18 protein-coding genes and 2 pseudogenes are annotated in these 19,726 nt (G+C 61.5%); 7 read left to right on the plus strand and 13 right to left on the minus strand.

The features are described 5' to 3' along the window. Window positions 1-95 precede the first annotated feature (95 nt). The 3 genes from rpmG to LK440_RS01685 all read right to left on the minus strand — a co-directional run bounded on the left by rpmG (window position 96) and on the right by LK440_RS01685 (window position 2,032). Window positions 96-263: a 50S ribosomal protein L33 gene (gene rpmG / locus LK440_RS01675; protein ID WP_003810296.1), complete on the minus strand. Its 168-nt coding sequence runs from the start codon at window positions 261-263 to the stop codon at window positions 96-98. Window positions 264-343: 80 nt separating this feature from the next. Beyond that, window positions 344-580 carry a 50S ribosomal protein L28 gene (gene rpmB / locus LK440_RS01680; RefSeq protein ID WP_005016019.1) on the minus strand — a complete coding sequence of 79 codons (237 nt, stop codon included), beginning with the start codon at window positions 578-580 and terminating at the stop codon, window positions 344-346. Between the two features lie 306 nt (window positions 581-886). After that, window positions 887-2,032: a multidrug effflux MFS transporter gene (locus LK440_RS01685; protein ID WP_005016018.1), complete on the minus strand. Its 1,146-nt coding sequence runs from the start codon at window positions 2,030-2,032 to the stop codon at window positions 887-889. A gap of 228 nt (window positions 2,033-2,260) precedes the next feature. On the opposite strand from LK440_RS01685, the gene LK440_RS01690 reads away from it, so the two are divergent. Further along, the gene (locus LK440_RS01690; RefSeq protein ID WP_017685909.1) at window positions 2,261-3,529 is read left to right on the plus strand and encodes a class I SAM-dependent methyltransferase; all 1,269 of its coding nucleotides are present in this window, start codon (window positions 2,261-2,263) and stop codon (window positions 3,527-3,529) included. A 41-nt stretch (window positions 3,530-3,570) separates the two neighbouring features. Here LK440_RS01690 and LK440_RS01695 read toward each other — a convergent pair whose 3' ends face one another. Then, complete coding sequence (locus tag LK440_RS01695; protein WP_005011985.1) at window positions 3,571-4,791, minus strand: ISL3 family transposase; 1,221 nt, start codon at window positions 4,789-4,791, stop codon at window positions 3,571-3,573. Between the two features lie 549 nt (window positions 4,792-5,340). On the opposite strand from LK440_RS01695, the gene LK440_RS01700 reads away from it, so the two are divergent. The 5 genes and pseudogenes from LK440_RS01700 to LK440_RS01720 all read left to right on the plus strand — a co-directional run bounded on the left by LK440_RS01700 (window position 5,341) and on the right by LK440_RS01720 (window position 10,277). Continuing rightward, window positions 5,341-6,336 carry an ABC transporter substrate-binding protein gene (locus LK440_RS01700; protein WP_005016013.1) on the plus strand — a complete coding sequence of 332 codons (996 nt, stop codon included), beginning with the start codon at window positions 5,341-5,343 and terminating at the stop codon, window positions 6,334-6,336. A 139-nt stretch (window positions 6,337-6,475) separates the two neighbouring features. Beyond that, window positions 6,476-7,333 (plus strand): ABC transporter permease, encoded by an 858-nt coding sequence (locus LK440_RS01705; RefSeq protein WP_005016011.1) that lies wholly within the window; start codon window positions 6,476-6,478, stop codon window positions 7,331-7,333. Beyond that, complete coding sequence (locus LK440_RS01710) at window positions 7,330-8,583, plus strand: quaternary amine ABC transporter ATP-binding protein (protein ID WP_005016008.1); 1,254 nt, start codon at window positions 7,330-7,332, stop codon at window positions 8,581-8,583. Before LK440_RS01705 ends, LK440_RS01710 begins: the two co-directional genes overlap by 4 nt. Before the next feature lie 88 nt (window positions 8,584-8,671). After that, the gene (locus LK440_RS01715) at window positions 8,672-9,046 is read left to right on the plus strand and encodes a tautomerase family protein (RefSeq protein ID WP_005016004.1); all 375 of its coding nucleotides are present in this window, start codon (window positions 8,672-8,674) and stop codon (window positions 9,044-9,046) included. 48 nt (window positions 9,047-9,094) lie between these two features. After that, window positions 9,095-10,277, plus strand: a pseudogene (locus LK440_RS01720) (acetyl-CoA C-acyltransferase family protein). A 12-nt stretch (window positions 10,278-10,289) separates the two neighbouring features. On the opposite strand, the gene LK440_RS01725 reads toward LK440_RS01720, so the two are convergent. The 3 genes from LK440_RS01725 to LK440_RS01735 form a co-directional block, all read right to left on the minus strand. Then, window positions 10,290-10,910, minus strand: coding sequence for a hypothetical protein (locus LK440_RS01725; RefSeq protein WP_005016002.1), 621 nt, complete (start codon window positions 10,908-10,910; stop codon window positions 10,290-10,292). A 7-nt stretch (window positions 10,911-10,917) separates the two neighbouring features. Further along, complete coding sequence (locus LK440_RS01730; protein WP_005015996.1) at window positions 10,918-11,391, minus strand: hypothetical protein; 474 nt, start codon at window positions 11,389-11,391, stop codon at window positions 10,918-10,920. 85 nt (window positions 11,392-11,476) lie between these two features. Further along, window positions 11,477-12,160, minus strand: a complete 684-nt coding sequence (locus LK440_RS01735) for an LOG family protein (protein ID WP_445979207.1) — start codon at window positions 12,158-12,160, stop codon at window positions 11,477-11,479. Between LK440_RS01735 and polA the strand changes: the two genes are divergently transcribed. Continuing rightward, complete coding sequence (gene polA, locus LK440_RS01740) at window positions 12,159-14,879, plus strand: DNA polymerase I (RefSeq protein ID WP_005015994.1); 2,721 nt, start codon at window positions 12,159-12,161, stop codon at window positions 14,877-14,879. The genes LK440_RS01735 and polA overlap by 2 nt on opposite strands. Here the strand turns inward: polA and LK440_RS01745 are convergent. The 6 genes and pseudogenes from LK440_RS01745 to cyoB all read right to left on the minus strand — a co-directional run. Next, entirely contained in the window at window positions 14,833-15,591 is a 759-nt protein-coding gene (locus LK440_RS01745) for an SURF1 family protein (protein ID WP_005015993.1), read from the minus strand. The two genes, polA and LK440_RS01745, sit on opposite strands and share 47 nt — an antisense overlap. 31 nt (window positions 15,592-15,622) lie before the next feature. Then, window positions 15,623-16,012 carry a cytochrome o ubiquinol oxidase subunit IV gene (gene cyoD, locus LK440_RS01750; RefSeq protein WP_005015991.1) on the minus strand — a complete coding sequence of 130 codons (390 nt, stop codon included), beginning with the start codon at window positions 16,010-16,012 and terminating at the stop codon, window positions 15,623-15,625. After that, window positions 16,009-16,650: a cytochrome o ubiquinol oxidase subunit III gene (gene cyoC, locus LK440_RS01755; RefSeq protein WP_005015989.1), complete on the minus strand. Its 642-nt coding sequence runs from the start codon at window positions 16,648-16,650 to the stop codon at window positions 16,009-16,011. Before cyoC ends, cyoD begins: the two co-directional genes overlap by 4 nt. Further along, window positions 16,643-16,777: a hypothetical protein gene (locus LK440_RS17815; RefSeq protein WP_265585976.1), complete on the minus strand. Its 135-nt coding sequence runs from the start codon at window positions 16,775-16,777 to the stop codon at window positions 16,643-16,645. Before LK440_RS17815 ends, cyoC begins: the two co-directional genes overlap by 8 nt. 2 nt (window positions 16,778-16,779) lie before the next feature. Continuing rightward, the gene (locus LK440_RS01760; protein ID WP_005016594.1) at window positions 16,780-17,730 is read right to left on the minus strand and encodes an IS481-like element IS481 family transposase; all 951 of its coding nucleotides are present in this window, start codon (window positions 17,728-17,730) and stop codon (window positions 16,780-16,782) included. 93 nt (window positions 17,731-17,823) lie between these two features. After that, window positions 17,824-19,695 (minus strand): annotated as a pseudogene (gene cyoB / locus LK440_RS01765) (cytochrome o ubiquinol oxidase subunit I); the annotation flags it as partial. Window positions 19,696-19,726 lie beyond the last annotated feature (31 nt).

Here is a 19,726-nt window from a genome sequence, read left to right on the forward strand (position 1 = left end):
AATTCGCGCCTGTTTTTGCCGCTTTCTGCTTGTTTCCGGGGTGCAAAAACAAAAAGCCCTGCGAGGGCAGGGCTTTTGCGACCGAAACGGCTGAATTACTTCAGCTTGGTTTCCTTGTAGTCAACGTGCTTGCGAGCGACCGGATCAAACTTCTTGATCAGCATCTTTTCGGGCATGTTGCGCTTGTTCTTGGTGGTCGTGTAGAAATGGCCCGTGCCGGCGGTCGACTCGAGCTTGATCTTTTCGCGGATACCTTTGGCCATGTCGGGCTCCTAGTATGAATTTGCAGTTCGTGGCGCTATGTGGCGCGCACGGAATGAGGCGTGATGGGGCTGCGCCGGGCTTAGGCCACTTCGCCGCGTGCGCGCAGGTCGGCCAGCACGGCGTCGATGCCGTTCTTGTCGATCGTGCGGATGGCCTTGGCCGTCACGCGCAGACGGACCCAGCGGTTTTCGCTCTCAACCCAGAAGCGGCGCGACTGCAGGTTGGGCAGGAAGCGGCGCTTGGTTTTGTTGTTGGCGTGCGAAACATTGTTGCCCACCATCGGGCCTTTGCCGGTTACTTGGCAAACACGTGCCATGGATGCACCTCTTGTGTTTATTCGCCGGGAGTCTCGCAAGGCCGAGGCTAAGGGGGATATTCGCACAAGCAGGGATTGGAAATCTCCTGCTAGCCACCCAAAAACCTGGATGAGGGCCGCTGCGTGTAGCGGTCATCGTAGTGCTGATGACCCGCAAGCTGGCCCGTGCTTATACCCGCTTAGCCGCTGACTAGAAAAAAACCCAGGCAGAAGTAAGTAATGTGGCAACTACAAAGCATAGTAGTCACGCACGGGATATGGAATTAATGCTCAGTCTTCGACTATACGACGAATTGCAATTCGAGGTCAAGCCCCGCGTCTTGCGATGCGCCCGGCCGCCCAAGACAGGCAGGCACACCCTGCCAGCACCGTGGTCAGCGGCAGGGCGCTTTGCGTCTGCCAGAGGCTGATGATCAGACCGGCCAATGCTCCGCAGGATAACTGCAAGGTGCCCAGCATGGCCGAGGCGGCACCCAGTCGTCGGCCCTGCTCGGCCAGGGCCAGCGCGGCCGAGTTCGGATTCACGAAACCCTGGCTGAACATATAGCCGATCAGGCAAAGCATCAAGAGCGGCAGGCTCATCATGCCGGTAATGGTCAATACCACCGCGGTAAGGCTGGCGATGGCCAGCGCGTTCTGGGCTCGGCGCTGCAAGGTCGCTGGCTGCAGGCGGCGCAGCAGTCGGGCGCTGACCTGCGAGCCCACGATGAGCGCTGCGGCATTGGCGCCAAACAGCAAACCATAGTATTGCGGCGCCACCCCGTAGTACTCGATAAAGATGCGTGGTGAACCCACGATGTAAGCAAACATCCCCGCCTGTCCCAGGCCGCCTGCCAGGCTGTGGGCCAGAAACGAGCGGTGCGTCAGCAGGGCACCGTAGTTGCCGAAAATGGTATGCCAGCGCAGGGGGACGACTCGTTCGGGAGCGAGGGATTCCTTCATGATGAAAATGACGCTGGTCAACATGGCGGCCGCCGCTAGGGCCATGAGCCAGAACAGGCTGCGCCAACCGACGATACTGAGCAGTTGTCCGCCAGCCAGCGGTGCCAGAATCGGGGCGAGCCCCATGATGAGCATGAGCAGCGACATGGCTCGGGCGGCATCCTGCGTCTCATAGTGATCGCGGATGACCGCGCGCGGGATGACCACGCCGGCCGCGCCCCCCAGCGCCTGAATCACCCGCCACCAGGTCAGCGACTCGATGTTGCCAGCCAGCGCACAGCCCAGCGAGGCCACGATGTAGAGCACCAGCCCCGCCATGACGGGCAGCTTGCGTCCGTAGCGGTCAGCCAGAGGGCCATAGACCACCTGTGCCATGGCCAGCCCGACCAGATAGGCCGCCAGCGTGCGCTCGACGTCCCCGCGCGCCACCCCAAGGTTCTGCGCGATCGTCGGAAACGCCGGCAGATACATATCAATGGAGAAAGGTCCGATGGCGGTGAGTGCGCCCATCAGGATGAGCCAGCCTGGCAGGCTGCGGCCTAAGGATTCGGAACGGGAGGCAGGCGGGGGGAAGAAGGTGGCATCTGGGGGGCGGAAAACAGCGGGCGGCTCGGCATGCAGCGGGAGGTTCCCCAGGATTGGCCGAGCCAATGACTGTAGCACGCACGCCCTTACGTACAAATTTCAACTGTTTTCCGATAAAGTCGCTGTGTCGGTCATGTTCCAGTGGAGAGGGAATTGGTTAATCCTTTGCTGTCTGTTGTCGAACGTAAGCTTGCCGCCCTGCCGGTGTCGGTACAACTTCAACTGCCTGACGGGACCGTATTGGGGCCGCCTCAGGCCAAGGTGCGCTTTGCCGCTCGCGACAAGGGGGCCCTGGCTCACCTGGCCGAGGGCTCCGTGGGGGTCTTGGGTCAGGATTACGTCGAGGGCCGGATTGACATCCAAGGCAGCATGCGCGATGTAATGGCCGCGGCGGCCGCGCTTCTGCCCGGGTCGCCGGTCGATGCTGCTCGTGGCGGATGGTTGACCGAGCTGATACGCAAAGTGACGTCCGTATGGCGGCATTCCGTCGAACGCGATGCCAAGCAGATCGAATTTCATTATGACTTGTCGGATGAGTTTTACGCCTTGTGGCTCGACCCGCGGCGCGTCTATTCTTGCGCCTATTATCGCGAACCCGGCATGACGCTGGCGCAGGCCCAGGAGGCCAAGCTCGACCTCATCTGCCGCAAATTGAAGCTGCGTCAGGGTGAGCGCTTTCTGGACGTGGGCGCCGGCTGGGGCGGGTTGCTGCTTTGGGCGGCTGAAAATTACGGCGTGGATGCCACTGGCATCACGCTTTCGCGTAACCAGCATGCCCACGTCAACAGGCTGATCGAGAGCAAGGGGTTATCCGGGCGGGTGCGCATGGAGTTGCTGGATTACCGCAAACTCGATGAGACCCAGCCGTACGACAAAATAGCATCTGTCGGCATGTTCGAGCACGTGGGCCGCGCGCAGTTGCCGGGTTACTTTGCCAAGTTGCGCAACCTCATCAAGCCGGGCGGTCTCATCATGAACCACGGTATCACGGCTGCAGGCCTGTACAACTCCGAGTTGGGCAGCGGCATGGGTGAGTTCATCGAGAAGTATATTTTCCCCGGCGGCGAGCTTACTCATATCAGCAGCGTGCTCGAAGCCGTTACCGCCGGTGGCCTGGAGGCGGGCGACGTCGAAAACCTGCGTCCGCACTATGCCCGCACGCTATGGGCCTGGAGTGACGAACTCGAAACCAAGTTGGAAGACGCTTCCCGCATTTTGTCGGGCGAGCAGGGCGCCCGGTCGCTGCGCGCCTACCGGCTTTATCTTGCCGGGTGCGCGATGGCCTTCGAGCACGGCTGGATTGCCTTGCATCAGATCCTGGTCAGCACGCCGGCCAAGGGGGATGACCAGGAGCTCAATTACCCGCCGGATCGGCAGTATCCTTGGCGACGCGAGTACATGTATCAGGATATCAAGGCCTGATCGGTCCGCGAGGGCAGCCCCGAAAGGGGCATTTTTTTGGTTCATCGAGGAATACCGGGGAATGCAGACCGGATCTTGAGGAAGAAGTACTCCTGATCGCGGTAACCGTAGGCGCGGCGCTTGATGACTTTGATGGTGTTGTTGATGCCCTCGACGATGCTGGTGTTGAGCCGGTGGCGACAGCGAGACAGAATCCCGTGCAGATAGGCTTTTAGCTTGAGCGCGAAGTGAGCCAAGGCGGCGATGCCGCTGCCCTGAGCCTGTTGCAGCCAGTGATCCCATGCCTGGCGGGCGTAGCCGGGGTGTTGGTAGAACCACAGCTGTTTGAGCTCATCGCGCATCAGATAAGCGGTGAGCAAGGGCTGGTTGGCCTGGAGCAACTCGTCCAACTTTACCGATTGGCACGGATCGAGGTTTTTGCGATTGCGCAGCAGTAGCCAGCGACTGGACTTGATCACCCGGCGGGCCGGCTTGTCGTGCCGCAACTGGTTCGCTTGGTCTACACGCACCCGGTCTATCACTTCACGGCCGTACTTGGCCACGACGTGGAACAGGTCGTAGACGATCTCGGCGTTGGGGCAGTTGGCCTGGATCTCCAGCTCATAGGCCGTCGTCATGTCGATCGCTACGGCCCGGATCTGCTGGGCAACTCCTGTTGGCAGTTGTTCGAAGAAGGCTCTGGCCGTCTCGCGCGAGCGGCCATCACCGATCCATAGCACCTGACGGCGGATCGGATCGACAACGACCGTGGCATAACGATGGCCCTTGTGTAGAGCGAACTCGTCCATCGCTAGGTAGTGGATCTGGCTCCAGTCCGGCTCTTGGATCGCCCGTCGCAGCAGGGCCTTGTCCAGCGCCTTGACCGTGTGCCAACCCAGTTGGAAGAAGCGCGCCACGGCCAGAATGTTGCTGGACTCAAGCAACTGGCTGACCGCCTCGGCCAGCCGGTCGGTCACTCGCTGGTAACGGCCCAGCCAGCTCAGCCTCTCCAGATGCGGTCCACCGCACTGCTCGCACCAGACCCGCCGACGCGGCACTACCAGCGTCACTCGCAGCGCCATTAGCGGCAGATCCCGCACCCGGCGCGTGGTCGTCTCATGCACCTGCCGACATCGGTTGCCGCAGTGCTCGCAGTGCATCGTTCGCGCTGAAGGCTTCAGGTAAATCGTGACCGTCCGGCTCTCACCTTCAGGCCACACGACCCGCTCCACCCGATAACCTTCCCACCCACCCAACCTCTCGATCGTCTTGCGGTCCAGCATGATCCCGGCCTTGATCCTTGAAAAATCAAGGATCAAGCGTAACGGCAATCAAGCACGGCTCCACGCTATTCCGCGATGAACCTTTTTTTCTGTCCATGGCGGCCGTGAACGGGTGTTTCAGACCGTCTTTCTCCTAGCAAAATTCTCTAAATTAGTAACGTAATGAAACTGTCGGGGTGGTTTTTTTGTTGCACTCCAATGGCAGGGGGAACCCCCCGGCTGTCATGCGTATCCCTGGGAGTTTCCCTAGGCTGTTTATGGCCCAAATGCTACTTAATGTAATGGCCTGAGCTTGGTTGAGTCGTCAAAATCGTCTAACATGCAGTCTTCTTCATTGAGTTTCTTTCAATTTTCTGCGTTTTGATTGGCGGCATGCGCCGCAAACAACGCGCTGTCATTTGGAAAACCGGCCGCCCGGCTGGATTTTCTGCTGTGAGTGTCGGTTTGTATTGGTGGTTTTGCCCGTCTTCCGCACAACCCCCTTAGCTCTACGGCACGGCCTGCGATTCGCGCAGCCGCTGTGTCCTTGAACCTATGGAGGCAAAAGCCATGCGTTTCACCCCCCTCAAGGCCTTGGCCGCTACGGCCATTTTTTCAGTGTTCGCCGGAGCCGCTCATGCCGCCCCGCAATGCGAACTCAAACGTCCCGTGAAGTTTGGCGCAATGAACTGGGAATCCAACCTGGTCCTGGTAGACGTAGAACGTTTCATCATGGAAAAGGGCTACGGCTGCAAGACCGAAACCCTGCCCACCGAAACCTTGCCTGCCCTGGCCGCGCTGGAGCGTGGTGACCTGGATATCAATTCCGAGATTTGGCTAAACAGCGTGGCTGATCCCTGGGAGCGCGCCCAGAAGACCGGCAAGGTCAAGCGCGTCGGTGATATCTACATGGGCGGCGAAGCCTGGTTCATTCCCCGCTACACGGCCGAGCGCTACCCCGAGTTGAAGTCGGCGGCCGACCTGCCCAAGTTCAAGGATAAATTCAAGGACCCGGAAGAACCTGGTAAAGGCCGTTTCTACGGTTGCCCGGCCGGTTGGGGATGCGAGGTCACGAGTACCAATCTGTTTCATGCGCTCAAGCTCGACGACAGCTTCACGCTGTATTCGCCTGGCACCGGCGCGGCCCAGAAGGCTGCCCTGATGTCGGCCTATAAGCGCAAGCAGGACGTGGTGTTCTACTACTGGTTCCCGACGCCGCTGGTTGGCGCCATGGATCTGGTCAAGCTGGAAATGCCCCCTTATGACGCTGAGAAGCATAAGTGCCTGACCTCGCCCAAATGTGACAAGCCGCAGGCCAGCGCCTATCCCGAGAATCCGGTCTTCACCGCAGTGAACACGGCTTTCTCGAAAGAGGCGCCGGAGTTGACGGGCTTTTTGTCCAAGGTCAATGTGCCGCGCGCGCAGATGGACGAGACGCTGGCTCACATGGAGTCCTCGGGTGACGATTCCGCCGAAGTGGCGCAATGGTTCCTGAAGAACAAGGCGGATATCTGGAAGAAGTGGGTGCCGGCTGATGTGGCCACTCGCGTCGAGGCCTCGCTCTGAGTTCAGGCAAGCCGGCCCCTCCCCGGGGCCGGGGACGACCTCCGTCCCGATCCGGTCGCAATGGCCGTGAAGATTCCCGAGCATGCTGCCCCAGCCGTAATGGCCGGGCCATGCAATCTCCCGAAAGAGGAGTTCTCTGATGTTTCCTGAATGGATACCCGCGAAATCCGTTCGTGGGGTGATCGACGAGTTCGTCGATCATCTTGTGACCAATTACGCCGATACGCTTGAAGCCCTGGCCAGCCCCGTTCTCAAAGTGCTGGTGTGGCTCGAGCAATTGCTGCGCACCTCGCCTTGGTGGGCTGTCGTGCTGGCCACGGTGGCCATTGCCTGGCTGGTCAGCCGCCGTATCGGTCTGAGCGTGGCCATGGGCGCCTTGCTGTGCGTGATCGGCTTTCTCGGCCTGTGGGATGCCGGCATGCAGACGCTGGCCCTCATGATCATGGCCGCCGGCCTGTCGGTGATCATCGGTATCCCCTTGGGCATACTCATGGCACGAGTGCAGTGGTTGCGCTCGGTCATGCTGCCCGTGCTGGATGTGATGCAGACGATGCCCAGCTTCGTCTATTTGATCCCCGTGGTCATGCTGTTCGGGCTGGGCAAGATTCCGGCGCTGATCGCAACGGTTATCTACGCCGTGCCCCCGTTGATCCGCCTGACCGACCTGGGTATTCGCCTGGTCGATCACGAAGTCCTGGAAGCCTCGCGTGCCTTTGGTGCCAATTCGCGCCAGCAACTGTTCGGCGTGCAGCTTCCCCTGGCGCTGCCCAACATCATGGCTGGCGTGAACCAGACAACGATGATGGCGCTGTCCATGGTGGTGATCGCCTCCATGATCGGCGCGCGCGGCCTGGGCTATGAAGTGCTGCTGGGTATCAACCGCCTGGAGGTGGGCCGCGGCCTGCTGGCGGGTCTGGGCATTGTGGTGCTGGCGGTATTGTTTGATCGTATTACGCAGTCCTATGGGCAGCGTGTGCGCGCAGGAGGCCACCGATGAGCAAGATTGAAGTCAAGAATATCTACAAGATCTTCGGACCCCATCCGCAGAAATGCCTCAAGGCCGCGCAGGACGGTATCAGCAAGGAAGCGCTGCTGGCGGAAACGGGTCATACCCTGGGCTTGCGCAACATCAGCCTTTCGATTGACGAAGGCAGCATCTTTGTCATCATGGGGCTGTCCGGATCTGGCAAGTCAACGTTGATCCGTCATTTCAATCGTCTGATCGAGCCCAGCGCGGGCCAGATTCTGGTCGATGGGGTCGACGTGGTGAGCTTGAACAAGCGCGACCTGGAGGCTTTCCGCCAGAAGAAAATGAGCATGGTCTTCCAGCGCTTCGGGCTATTTCCGCACCGCACGGTGCTGGACAACGCGGCCTATGGGCTGGCAGTGCAGGGTGTGTCCCGCGCCAAGCGCGAAGAACGTGCGCGGCACTGGCTGGATCAGGTGGGACTCAACGGTTTCGAGTCGCAGTATCCTCACCAGTTGTCCGGCGGCATGCAGCAGCGCGTCGGCTTGGCCCGTGCCCTGGCCACGGATGCCGAGATTCTGTTGATGGACGAAGCGTTCTCCGCGCTTGACCCGTTGATCCGTCGCGAGATGCAGGATCATCTGTTGCAATTGCAGGCCAAGCTGAACAAGACCATCGTCTTCATCACGCACGATCTGGACGAAGCTCTGCGCCTGGGAAACCGCATCGCCATTCTCAAGGGCGGCGAGTTGGTGCAGGAAGGAACTCCGGAAGACATTCTGCTGAGCCCGGCGAACGATTATGTGCAGGCTTTCCTGCAGGACGTCAATCGCACCAAGGTCCTCAACGCGGCCCACGCTGTCAATCCGTCGCGCCTGACGCTGACGATGCGCTCCCGCCCTGCGCACTCGCTCGAACGGATGCAGGCACTCAATTACGAGTACGCTCCGGTGCTCGGCGGCAAGCGTCTGGCAGGCATACTGACCGGGCAAGCCGCCATGTTGGCGCAGCAGGAAGGGGCGCGCGACGTGTCGCGCTATGTCGAAGACCTGGCGTCCGTCCCTGCCACAGCAGGTCTGGATCAGGTACTGTCCCAATTGGTGCACAGCGATCAGCCCTTGGCTGTCACCGGTGAGGATGACGAGTTTTTGGGCATGCTATCGCGCAAGAAGGTCGTCGAGCTTGTTGCTCCCGTCGTGGCCGAGAGCAACGAAGCCGCTGTGTCGGCCGAGCCTGCCGCGCCGCTTGACCCGGCCGATCCGGAAAAGCTCCCGAACTGAGCTGGCCTGCCTGGGCACGGCTTGCCTGTGAGGCTATGATGAGGCCCCCCGTCAGTGACAGGGGCCTCATTTTCATTGGAAAAACGCCATGCCCATCCTGAACGTCCAGATCATGCAGGGCTACGCGCCCTCGGCCAAGACTGCTCTGCTCAAGTCCCTCAGCCAGGCGGTGGTCGACAGCATCGGCGCGCCCGTGGCCAGCGTGCGCATTACCTTGGCCGAAGTTGACGCAGGGCATGTCATCGTGGCGGGTGAGTTGGGCAAGGACATGGCCCTTATCATCGTGGACCTGATCGCAGGTCGTACCCCCGAGCTAAAGAGCGCACTCATCTCGGCCTTGAATCAGGCCGCCTGCGAGAGCCTGGGCATCAGTGGTCAGGATGTCAGAGTCGTGTTGCACGACGTGCCCAAAACCGACATGGGCGTGGCTAATGGTTTGAGCGCCGCCGCCGCCGGTCGCTAAGCCGCGGGTATGATGATCCTCCGAGACGTTTAATCCAGGAGGAACATCATGAAGGAAGTGCTGGTCATCGCCGGCGCGCGCAGCGCCATAGGGGATTTTGGCGGCGCGCTCAAGGATGTGCCCCCCTGCGATCTGGCTGCCACCGTCATCCGTGAGGCGCTCAATCGCGCTGGCGTCAACGGCGATGAGGTCGGTCATGTCGCCGTGGGCAACGTCATCTGCACTGAACCGCGCGACATGTATCTGTCGCGCGTGGCCGCCATCAACGCCGGAATCAGCAAGCAGACCCCGGCCTTCAACGTCAATCGCTTGTGCGGTTCGGGTCTACAGGTCGTGGTGTCCGCAGCCCAGTGCATCCTGCATCGGGGATGCCGAGGTCGCCGTGGCTGCGGGCGCCGAAAGCATGAGCCGGGCCCCCTATATTGCACAGGGACAGCGCTGGGGCGCGCGCATGGGCGACAGTGTCATGGTCGACATGATGACAGGAGCATTGTCGGACCCCTTTGGCCGTATGCACATGGGCGTGACGGCAGAGAATGTGGCGGCACGTTTTGGCGTCAGCCGGGCCGATCAGGATGCCCTGGCCGCGGAGTCGCACCGGCGCGCCAGCGCGGCTATTGAGGCGGGCCGCTTCAAGGATCAGATCGTGCCCATTACCCTAAAAACCCGAAAAGGGGAGGTGGTGTTCGACGTCGATGAGCACGTGCGTGCGGATGTCGACGTGGCCGGCCTGTCCAAACTCAAACCGGTATTTCAGAAAGAAAACGGCACGGTGACGGCCGGCAATGCATCAGGCTTGAACGACGGCGCCGGCGCACTGGTGTTGATGGACGGCGGTGTGGCGGCGCGCCGTGGGGTCAAGCCCCTGGCCCGTCTGGTCGCTTACGCGCATTCTGGCGTGGATCCGGACATCATGGGTATCGGCCCTGTACCGGCGACCCAGGCCGCGCTCAAGCGCGCCGGCCTGACGGTAGATCAGCTCGATGTCATCGAAGCCAACGAGGCGTTCGCCGCACAAGCCTGCGCGGTCACGCGTGAGCTTGCGCTCGACCCAGAGAAGGTCAATCCGAACGGCAGTGGTATCAGCCTGGGGCACCCCATCGGTGCGACGGGGGCTATCATCACCGTCAAGGCGCTGTATGAACTGCAGCGCATCCAGGGTCGATATGCCTTGGTGACGATGTGTATTGGGGGCGGCCAGGGTATCGCTGCGATCTTCGAGCGCGTTTGAGGTGCGGCGGGTTCAGTAGCTCAAAGTCTCGATGCGGTAGGCCGCCTGGCCCGTGCTCAGCCTGCCGCGCGGCTGCCTGGCATCGAGCGTCAGGCGCAGCGTGCTGCCTAAACGGAACATCCGCAGCAAATCATCGGTGGCCGGGCTGGAAAGCGGTGCATCCAAGCAACCTGCAGCCACGGGCTGACCGTGGCGGCTAAAGCGGGCGCACATCTTGCCGTGCGGGCGTTCGAGCGCGCTGACCTGCACGTCGACGTAACGTAGCCGGCCGTGGTCATGCGGCGCCTGCGGCGTGGCCGAATCTATGGTCGGTCGTATGGGGCCCCAAGCGAGGCAAAGATTGCGGGGCAGGCTGGCGGCCTCGTCAGCCGTTGCCGTCACCAGCGTGCCACCTTGTGGCTGGCTCAGGTATTTGCCGTCGGACAGGCCATAGGTGCCGGGCGGCAAGGCTTGCAATTGGGGCAGCAGGGTTGGCAGGCGCGCGTGCTCCATGGGCAGCCCGTGATAACCATCGGGGCAATGGCCATAGCCCTGGCCCACGAGCAGGTGCGGCGGCCACGGGTGCGCCCAGGCGGACACGCTCAGCAGGCTCGCCAGCAGGCACAGCCGTTTTTGCAGAATGCAGGCAAGCATAGTCGGCCTATGGCTGGATGTGCGTGATGCGGAAGGTCTCCTGCCTGTGCACCGGCGGATAGCGTCTGGTGTGATCCAGGTAGACCCGCAGCGAACGATTGGTCATGAGGCTGTCAGCGAGGCGGTAGGCCGCAGACACCGGAGCGCAGCCCGCCACGACCCACTCAGGGCCGCGGCCAAACAGCGCGCAGATGAGATCTGCCCTGCGCTCCAGGGCGACGACCCGGACGTCCGAATACCAGCCTATGCCGTTGGCATCCAGTTTGCGCTCCTGAGCGCCCGCGTTGCGGGCCATCGGCCTGCCCAGCCCACGGTCTATCTCCTGCTGCATGCCCTGCAGAATATCCTGGGCCCATTGGGGAGGCTGGCTGGCTGAGGGATGCGATGGTCCGAAGGAATAGGCTAGAGCCGGCGCTGCATAGGCCAAGGCCAGAGCCAGCGCCGCCTTGCATGGCGCGAGTCTGAAAGAAGCGAGGCGCATTTCATCGATCCTGCAACGAAAGGATCGAACATACCCAGCGGCAGCACGGCGCCAGGGCGCCGTGCTGGAGAATCAGGCCAGTCTGTCAGGCCGGCAGCGAAGGGGCGTACTGTTCTTCAGGCGACTGCTTTTTGCGGTGGAACTCCACGATATGGCGCACGGCTTTCTCCGGATCGTCCTCGATAATGAACAGATCCAGGTCGTGGGCCCCGATCATGCCGTTGCCCAGCAACTGTGCGCCCATCCAGTCGATCATGCCATGCCAGAACTCACTGCCCACCAGGACGATAGGCGCGGGTGGCACTTTGCCAGTCTGGATGAGCGTGAGGGCCTCGAACAATTCGTCCAGCGTGCCGAAACCGCCCGGCATGGAGACATAAGCCATGCTGTGCATGAAAAACGTCGCCTTGCGCGAGTAAAAATACTCGAACGACAGGCTGATGCTTTGATACGCATTGTTGTGAGCTTCGTGCGGCAGGCTGATATTCAGCCCGACGCTGGTGCCATCGGCTTCAAATGCGCCTTTGTTGGCGGCCTCCATGATGCCCGGGCCGCCGCCGGCAATGACGGCGAATCCTTCGCGCGCCAAGGCAGCCGCGATGGCGACCGCAGTCTCATAATAGGGGGAATTACGGCTTATCCGGGCGCTGCCGAACACACTCACGGCCGGGCCGATGTCCGCCAGCTTTTCGGCTGCGATCCCTATCTCTGACATAATCACCGGAATTTGTTTGCCGGCGGGTGTGTCCATCTCTGCCTTTGTAACCATGAAAAAAACCTTGTTGCTGGTAGACGGTTCGAGCTACTTGTACCGTGCCTTCCATGCCATGCCGGATTTGCGCAATGCCCAGGGGGAACCGACCGGGGCGCTCTATGGCGTGATCAACATGCTGCGCAAGTTGGTCCTGGACCATAAGGCAGAGTATGCCGCATGTATTTTCGATGCGCGCGGCAAAACGTTTCGCGATGATCTCTATCCGGAATATAAATCGCATCGCCCGCCGATACCGCCTGACCTTGCCGCCCAGATCGAGCCGATTCACGCCGCCGTGCGCGCCTTGGGCTGGCCGGTGATGGCCGTCGAGGGCGTCGAGGCGGACGATATCATCGCCACGCTGGCGCGGCGCGCCACCGAAGAGGGCCTGCACACCGTCGTATCGACGGGCGACAAGGACCTGGCTCAGTTGGTCAATCCCCAGGTCACCCTTGTCAACACCATGACCGGCGAGGTGCTCGATGAGGCGGGCGTCGTCAACAAGTTCGGGGTGCCTGCCAATCGTATCGTGGATTATCTGATGCTGGTGGGCGATGCCGTAGACAATGTGCCGGGCGTGACCAAGGTCGGCCCCAAAACAGCCGTCAAATGGCTCAGCGAATTCGGCTCCATCGACAATCTGATCCAGCACGCCGACGACATCAAGGGCGTGGCGGGCAGCAATCTGCGCGAAGCGATGGTTCACTTCCCGCTGACCCGTAAGCTGCTGACCGTCAAAGAGGACTGCGATCTTGAGGGCCTCATTACGTCCGCCGAGGATCTCAAACCCAAGGCGCCCGATCAGGCGACGCTGAGTGCGCTTTTTGACCGGTATGGCTTCCGTACCTGGCTGCGCGAACTCTCGGGCGATGCAGAGCGTCTACCGTCCGGCGATGCGCGTGCCGCTGAGGTGGCTTACCAGGCGCCTGCCGAGCAGCACTATCAGATCATTACAGAGTGGCACGATCTGGATGCCTGGATGGCGCGTGTGGATAAGGCTGGCCTGGTCGGTCTGGACACCGAGACGACGTCCCTGGATGAAATGCAGGCGCGGCTGGTGGGCATTTCCATGGCCATCGAGCCTGGCGTGGCCTGCTATATACCGGTGGCTCACCGAGGACCTGAAGCTGGCACGCAACTGCCGCGTCAGGAAGTGATCGAGCGTTTGCGTGCCTGGCTGGAAGATCCCGCGCGACCCAAGCTCTTGCATCACGCCAAGTACGACACGCATGTCTTCGCTAATGAGGGTGTGACGCTGCGCGGCGTGACGGAAGACACCATGCTTGAGGCCTACGTGCTCGAATCGCATCGCGGCGTGGGGCTGACCGATCTGGCGCAGCGTTTTCTGGGCCGCAGCGGTGTCAGTTACGAGGATCTCTGCGGCAAGGGTGCCAAGCAGATCGGCTTTGACGAAGTGGCCGTCGACAAAGCGGGTTATTACTCCGCTGAGGACGCCGACTTCACCTTGCAGCTGCATCAGGTCCTGCGCCCGCGTGTGGCAGCCGATGCCGGCCTGGAGCGGATCTATGCGCTGGAGCTTGAGGTTTCCCGTGTGCTGGTCGTCATCGAACGCAATGGTGTGAAGGTCGACGCGGCCGAGCTGGGCCGCCAGAGCCACGAACTGGGCCGTGAGATGCTGAGCCTGGAGCAAAAAGCCTACGACCTGGCCGGCCAGCCCTTTAACCTCAACTCGCCCAAGCAATTGGGAGAGATTCTGTTCGGCCGCATGGGTTTGCCCGTGGTGCGCAAGACCGCGGGCGGCGCGCCTTCCACGGATGAGGAGGTGCTCTCCAAGCTGGCACAGGACTATCCCTTGCCGCAGGTTCTGCTGGACTATCGCGGCCTGTCGAAGTTGAAGTCCACCTATACCGACAAGTTGCCGCGCATGATCAATTCGGCAACCGGTCGGGTGCACACGCATTATTCGCAAGCGGCGGTCATCACCGGGCGCCTGGCGTCTTCCGATCCCAATCTACAGAACATCCCGGTTCGCACGGAGGCCGGCCGGCGCGTGCGCGAGGCGTTCGTGGCCGAACACGCCGGTTTTCTGCTGTCGGCGGATTACTCGCAGATCGAGCTGCGCATCATGGCACATGTCTCCGATGACGCCAATCTGCAGCGCGCCTTTGCCGCGGGGGAAGATATCCACCGCGCCACCGCAGCCGAGGTCTTCGGGGTAGCGGTGGACGAGGTCACGAGTGAGCAGCGCCGCGCCGCCAAAGCCATCAATTTCGGCCTGATATATGGCATGGGCGTCTTTGGGCTGGCGTCCAATCTGGGCATCACCCGTGATGCCGCCCAGGCTTACATCGATCGTTATTTCGCCCGCTATCCTGGCGTGGCGCGTTACATGGAAGATACGCGCCGACTGGCACGCGAACAGGGCTACGTCGAGACGGTGTTCGGGCGGCGTTTGCAGTTGCCCGATATCCGCGCCGCATCGGGGCCACGGCGGCAGGGAGCCGAGCGCGCTGCCATCAATGCGCCCATGCAGGGCACGGCGGCGGATCTCATCAAACTGGCCATGGTGGCGGTTCAGGATTGGCTGGTCGCCGAAAATATGCAAGCGCGCTTGATCATGCAGGTGCACGATGAGCTGGTGCTGGAGGCCCCCGAGGCCGAGGTGGAGACACTGCGCGTGGCCGTGCCGCGCTTGATGAGCGACGTCGCGACGTTGCGCGTGCCACTTATCGCCGAGGTAGGGGTGGGTCGTAACTGGGAGCAGGCCCACTGACGGCCAGTCTGGCGCGGAGACGTTTTTCGTCGCGTGCGATCATGATCCCGCCGGCCATCACCAGGCCGGCGAGGGCATACCAGGTGATAGCGTAGACGAGATGATGGTCGGCAAAACGCAGCACGGTCAGCCCGTCCGCGGGCTGGCGTGACGGATTCACGGCGCCCGGCGTTGCGTCGCTGTCGATGAAATACGGTGCTACCGCGCCCAGGCCGCGTGCCTGGGCGATGCCCCGCACATCGCGGGAGTACCACCGGCCGGCCGCGGCATCGTTGCGGCGCAGAAAGCCCCATGGAGGTTCTCCCATGCGCAGCAGGCCTGTGACCACGATGTCCTCGCTTTCCTGCGGCGGCTGGCGCCATGCTGGCAGCACGAACCCGCGGTTGACCAGTATCGTACTGCCGTCATCGCGCAGCAGCGGTGTCATCACCCAGTAGCCGTCCCCCATTTCGGTCACTGCCTTGACGAGGGTTTGCCGGCCGAAGTCGTAGCGGCCCAACGCGTGGACGCGCCGGTACTCATCCTTGGCCGAACTCAGTGTGGGCCAGAGCGACGCGCGGGGAGCAGGAACCCGCGGCGCCTGCAGGTGGGCGTGTACTTGGGCGATGAGGGCATGCTTGCTCGTCCGGTGCTGAAGCTGCCAGGTCCCTAGCGCGCACAGCGCTGTGAACGTCAGGACGGCAGCAATGGACAGGACGACGAGCGTGCGCACACGGCGCGGCGCTCTCGGCGAAGTCGTCTCGTCAAGGGACGTTGCGCCAATCATGCGTGGTCATAGGCATCATGTTGGCGTCCAGGTGATACATGATCCAGATCGATCCGCTCAGCGTGATCACCACCAGCACCAGGGTGAAAATCAATGCCAGCATGTTCCAGCCGCTTTCGGAGCGCGCGTCCAGATGCAGGAAGTAAACAATGTGCACCACGATCTGCACGGCCGCCAGAGCCAGGATAACCAACGCCGTATTGCGCGAGCTTTCGAATACTCGCGCCATGACGATCCAGAACGGGATAACCGTGAGTATGGACGCCAGGATAAATCCGGTGGCATAGCTTTTGAGCGTGCCGTGCGCGGTTTGCTCATGATGGTCGTCATCGTCGTCATGTCCGCGATGAGTGGTGCGCGTGGTCATGGCAGGACTCCCATGAGGTAAACGAAGGTGAACACGCCTACGCAGATGAGATCCAGGAAGTGCCAGAACATGGACAGGCACATCAGGCGCCGGCGATTTGCAGGAATCAGGCCGTGCAGGCGCAGTTGCACCATCAGCGTGATCAGCCACACGATGCCGAAGGTCACATGCAGGCCGTGGGTACCCACCAGCGTGAAAAATGACGACAGAAACGCGCTGCGCCCCGGCCCCGCGCCCTCGGCAATCATGTGTGCGAATTCATAGATTTCCAACGAGAGAAAGCCCAGCCCCAGCAGCCCGGTCACGGCCAGCCAGGCCTGCACGCCGCCCAGGCGCCGCCGCTGCATCTCCAGCATGGCAAATCCATACGTAATGGATGACAGAAGCAACAGTGAAGTATTGGCGGCGACCAACGGCAGATCAAATAGCTCTGCGCCCGTGGGCCCGCCTGCGTAGTTGCGGCCCAGGACTCCATAGGTCGCAAACAGGCAGGCGAAGATGAGACAGTCGCTCATCAGGTAGACCCAGAACTCCAGCAACGTATCGTTTTGCGGGTGATGTTCGTCCGTGATGTGAAAGACTGGGCCGGGCGCCTGGGGCGAGCGGCCGGGATCCGCGGTGGCCAGCGTGTCAGACATGGCTCTCCAATAGGCGGGTGCGCGCCGTTTCGGTGCTCAGGACCTCTTCGGCTGGCACGTAGTAGTCGCGCCGGTAATCGAAGGTGTGGACAATGCAGACCACGATGAGGGCGGCAAATGCCAGCACGGCTAGCTGTGAACTGTCAATAGGTTGTATTCGTCCAGGTTGAGTCTGGAGATGGGTACAGCGCGCCCGATGCCTTGGTGGGGTCGATGCCAGTTGTAGTGGTGTAGCCAGGATTTCATGGCATCGGCTCGGTGTTGGGAGTTCTGGTAGGTGTGAGCGTAAGCCCACTCACGCAAGGCCGACTGGATGAAGCGTTCGGCCTTGCCATTGGTCTGTGGGCGGTAAGGTCGGGTAAAGCGGTGCTTGATGCCCAGCTCATGGCACAGCGCGGCGAAGGCGCGGCTGCGAAAGGCCGAGCCATTGTCGGTGAGCAAGCGCTGGATGGTCACGCCCAGGCGCTGGTAGTAGGCCACTGCGTCCTTGAGGAACTGGACGGCGCTGGGGAAGCGCTCGTCGGGGTGGATGTCGGTGAAGGCCACGCGGGCGTGGTCATCGATGGCCACGAAGACGAAGTCCCAGCCGGCCCCCTCAACGGTATCGCGTCGGTTGCCCGTGACCCGGTGGCCAGGGCGCTGGATACGTCCCAGCTTCTTGATGTCGATGTGCAGCAGATCGCCGGGGGCCTGATGCTCGTAGCGCACCACCGGCTCGGCCGGCTCCAGGTCGGCCAGGTGCGACAGACCGGCGCGGGCCAGGACGCGGCTGACGGTGCTGGCTGACACGCCCAGCGCCTGGGCGATGCGCACTTGGGTCAGCCGCTTGCGGCGCAGCTCCACGATAGCCAGCGCCTTGGCCGGCGCAATCGCTCGGGGCGAGACCGTCGGGCGCGAGGACGCATCGGCCAAGCCCGCCTGGCCCTGAGCCAGGAAGCGGCCCAGCCATTTGCGCACAGTCGGCGCGGTGACCCCATAGGCGCGGGCCGCTTCAGGCACACAAACTTGATGGGCGATCAATTGCTGGACCATTTCGAGGCGACGTAGGAAGGTCAATCGGGCATGCTTATGGGTGTTCATCCGGCCGGGCTCCTTGAGTGAACTGGGGGGTTGGCGATTTCCAGTTTCTCAAATCCGGTTCGGATGAACCATGCATACAACCTATTGAATCTTCACAGCTAGCGGCCACATGTGCCAGATCAGGCAAAAGCCCAGAAACACACTGATGGCCGCCAGCACGATGCCGGCCCAGGTATTCTTGGGCATATGGATGGGGATGAACTCGCCTTGCGGCCGCCGGTAGCCGTATTGCTTCATCTGCCACCAGGCATCGAGGTCATGCACACGGGGGGTGAAAGCGAAGTTGTAGACTGGTGGCGGCGACGAGGTTGACCACTCCAGCGTGCGTCCGTCCCAGGGGTCGCCTGTGAAGTCCCGCAGCGCGTCGCGCCTGCGATAGCTCACGATCAGTTGGATGATGAAGCTGGCGATGCCCAGCGCAATCAATACCGCGCCCAGCGCCGCGACCTGAAACCAGATCTGCAGCGACATGTCCTGGAAGTGATTGATACGGCGGGTCACACCCATCAGTCCCAGCATATAAAGGGGCATGAAAGCCACGTAAAAACCCACCAGCCAGAACCAGAACGAGCATTTTCCCCAGAATGGATCGAGCCGGTAGCCAAAGGCCTTCGGAAACCAGAAAGTGATGCCCGCCATCAGCCCGAAGAGCACGCCGCCGATGATGACGTTGTGAAAGTGCGCGATGAGGAAAAGGCTGTTGTGCAGCGCGAAGTCTGCGGGGGGCACCGCCAGCAGCACGCCGGTCATGCCACCGATCACGAACGTCACCATGAAACCCAGGGTCCAGAGCATCGGCACTTCGAACTGAATACGACCCCGATACATGGTGAACAGCCAGTTGAAGATTTTCGCACCCGTCGGGATGGAAATGATCATGGTGGTGATTCCGAAGAAGGAATTCACACTGGCACCCGATCCCATGGTGAAAAAGTGATGCAACCACACCAGATAGGACAGCACGGTGATCACCACGGTGGCATACACCATGGAGGCGTAGCCAAAAAGCCGTTTACGGCAAAAGGTCGCGACCACCTCCGAGAAAATACCGAACGCCGGAAGAATGAGGATATAGACCTCGGGGTGTCCCCAGATCCAGATCAGGTTCACGTACATCATGGCGTTGCCGCCAAGTTCCGTCGTGAAGCAATTGGTGCCGACATACCGGTCCATGGTGAGCATGCCCAGAACGGCCGTCAGAACCGGGAAGGCGGCCACGATCAGCACATTGGTGCACAGCGCCGTCCAGGTGAAGATGGGCATGCGCATCATCGGCATACCGGGGGCGCGCATTTTGACGATGGTCACCAGCAGGTTGACCCCCGACAGAAGTGTCCCTACGCCCGCTATCTGAAGTGCCCATATGTAGTAGTCCACCCCCACATCCGGGCTCTGGGCGATGCCCGACAGCGGGGGGTAGGCCAGCCATCCTGTGCGGGCAAACTCGCCGACGAAAAGCGACATCATCACCAGTACGGCGCCGCCCGCAGTCATCCAGAAGCTGAAATTGTTCAAAAACGGAAAAGCCACGTCGCGCACGCCGATCTGCAGCGGCACGATATAGTTCATCAGACCCGTCACCAGCGGCATGGCGACGAAGAAAATCATGATCACGCCATGGGCCGTGAAGATCTGGTCGTAGTGATGTGGCGGCAGATAACCGGCCGAATCGCCAAATGCGATGGCCTGTTGCAGGCGCATCATGATGGCATCGGCAAAACCGCGCAGCAGCATGATCAGCCCAAGGATCATGTACATGATGCCGATCTTCTTATGGTCGATGCTCGTGAACCATTCGCGCCAGAGATAGTTCCATTTGCCGAAGTAGGTAAGACCGCCCACGAGCACCAGTCCGCCCAGCGCCACCGCGGCGAACGTCGCCAGCAGGATGGGCTCGTGATAGGGAATGGCCTCCCAGGTCAGGCGGCCAAAGATGAGACTGCTGTGTTCTGGCTGGTCAATCATCCCGACTCCAGATGAAAAGCGAGGCTGACGC

The sequence above is a fragment of the Bordetella holmesii genome (genome assembly GCF_020735985.1).
Taxonomy (GTDB): domain Bacteria; phylum Pseudomonadota; class Gammaproteobacteria; order Burkholderiales; family Burkholderiaceae_B; genus Bordetella; species Bordetella holmesii.

What these genes read in the sequence shown, in the direction of transcription:
- LK440_RS01700 (WP_005016013.1), top strand. Translation starts at nt 5,341, where the DNA reads ATGCGTTTCACCCCCCTCAAGGCCTTGGCCGCTACGGCCATTTTTTCA.
- LK440_RS01695 (WP_005011985.1), bottom strand. Translation starts at nt 4,791, where the DNA reads ATGCTGGACCGCAAGACGATCGAGAGGTTGGGTGGGTGGGAAGGTTAT.
- LK440_RS01735 (WP_445979207.1), bottom strand. Translation starts at nt 12,160, where the DNA reads ATGGTTACAAAGGCAGAGATGGACACACCCGCCGGCAAACAAATTCCG.
- LK440_RS01705 (WP_005016011.1), top strand. Translation starts at nt 6,476, where the DNA reads ATGTTTCCTGAATGGATACCCGCGAAATCCGTTCGTGGGGTGATCGAC.
- polA (WP_005015994.1), top strand. Translation starts at nt 12,159, where the DNA reads ATGAAAAAAACCTTGTTGCTGGTAGACGGTTCGAGCTACTTGTACCGT.
- LK440_RS01730 (WP_005015996.1), bottom strand. Translation starts at nt 11,391, where the DNA reads ATGCGCCTCGCTTCTTTCAGACTCGCGCCATGCAAGGCGGCGCTGGCT.
- LK440_RS01685 (WP_005016018.1), bottom strand. Translation starts at nt 2,032, where the DNA reads ATGGGCGCACTCACCGCCATCGGACCTTTCTCCATTGATATGTATCTG.
- LK440_RS01725 (WP_005016002.1), bottom strand. Translation starts at nt 10,910, where the DNA reads ATGCTTGCCTGCATTCTGCAAAAACGGCTGTGCCTGCTGGCGAGCCTG.
- rpmB (WP_005016019.1), bottom strand. Translation starts at nt 580, where the DNA reads ATGGCACGTGTTTGCCAAGTAACCGGCAAAGGCCCGATGGTGGGCAAC.
- LK440_RS01715 (WP_005016004.1), top strand. Translation starts at nt 8,672, where the DNA reads ATGCCCATCCTGAACGTCCAGATCATGCAGGGCTACGCGCCCTCGGCC.
- LK440_RS01710 (WP_005016008.1), top strand. Translation starts at nt 7,330, where the DNA reads ATGAGCAAGATTGAAGTCAAGAATATCTACAAGATCTTCGGACCCCAT.
- rpmG (WP_003810296.1), bottom strand. Translation starts at nt 263, where the DNA reads ATGGCCAAAGGTATCCGCGAAAAGATCAAGCTCGAGTCGACCGCCGGC.
- LK440_RS01760 (WP_005016594.1), bottom strand. Translation starts at nt 17,730, where the DNA reads ATGAACACCCATAAGCATGCCCGATTGACCTTCCTACGTCGCCTCGAA.
- cyoD (WP_005015991.1), bottom strand. Translation starts at nt 16,012, where the DNA reads ATGACCACGCGCACCACTCATCGCGGACATGACGACGATGACGACCAT.
- cyoC (WP_005015989.1), bottom strand. Translation starts at nt 16,650, where the DNA reads ATGTCTGACACGCTGGCCACCGCGGATCCCGGCCGCTCGCCCCAGGCG.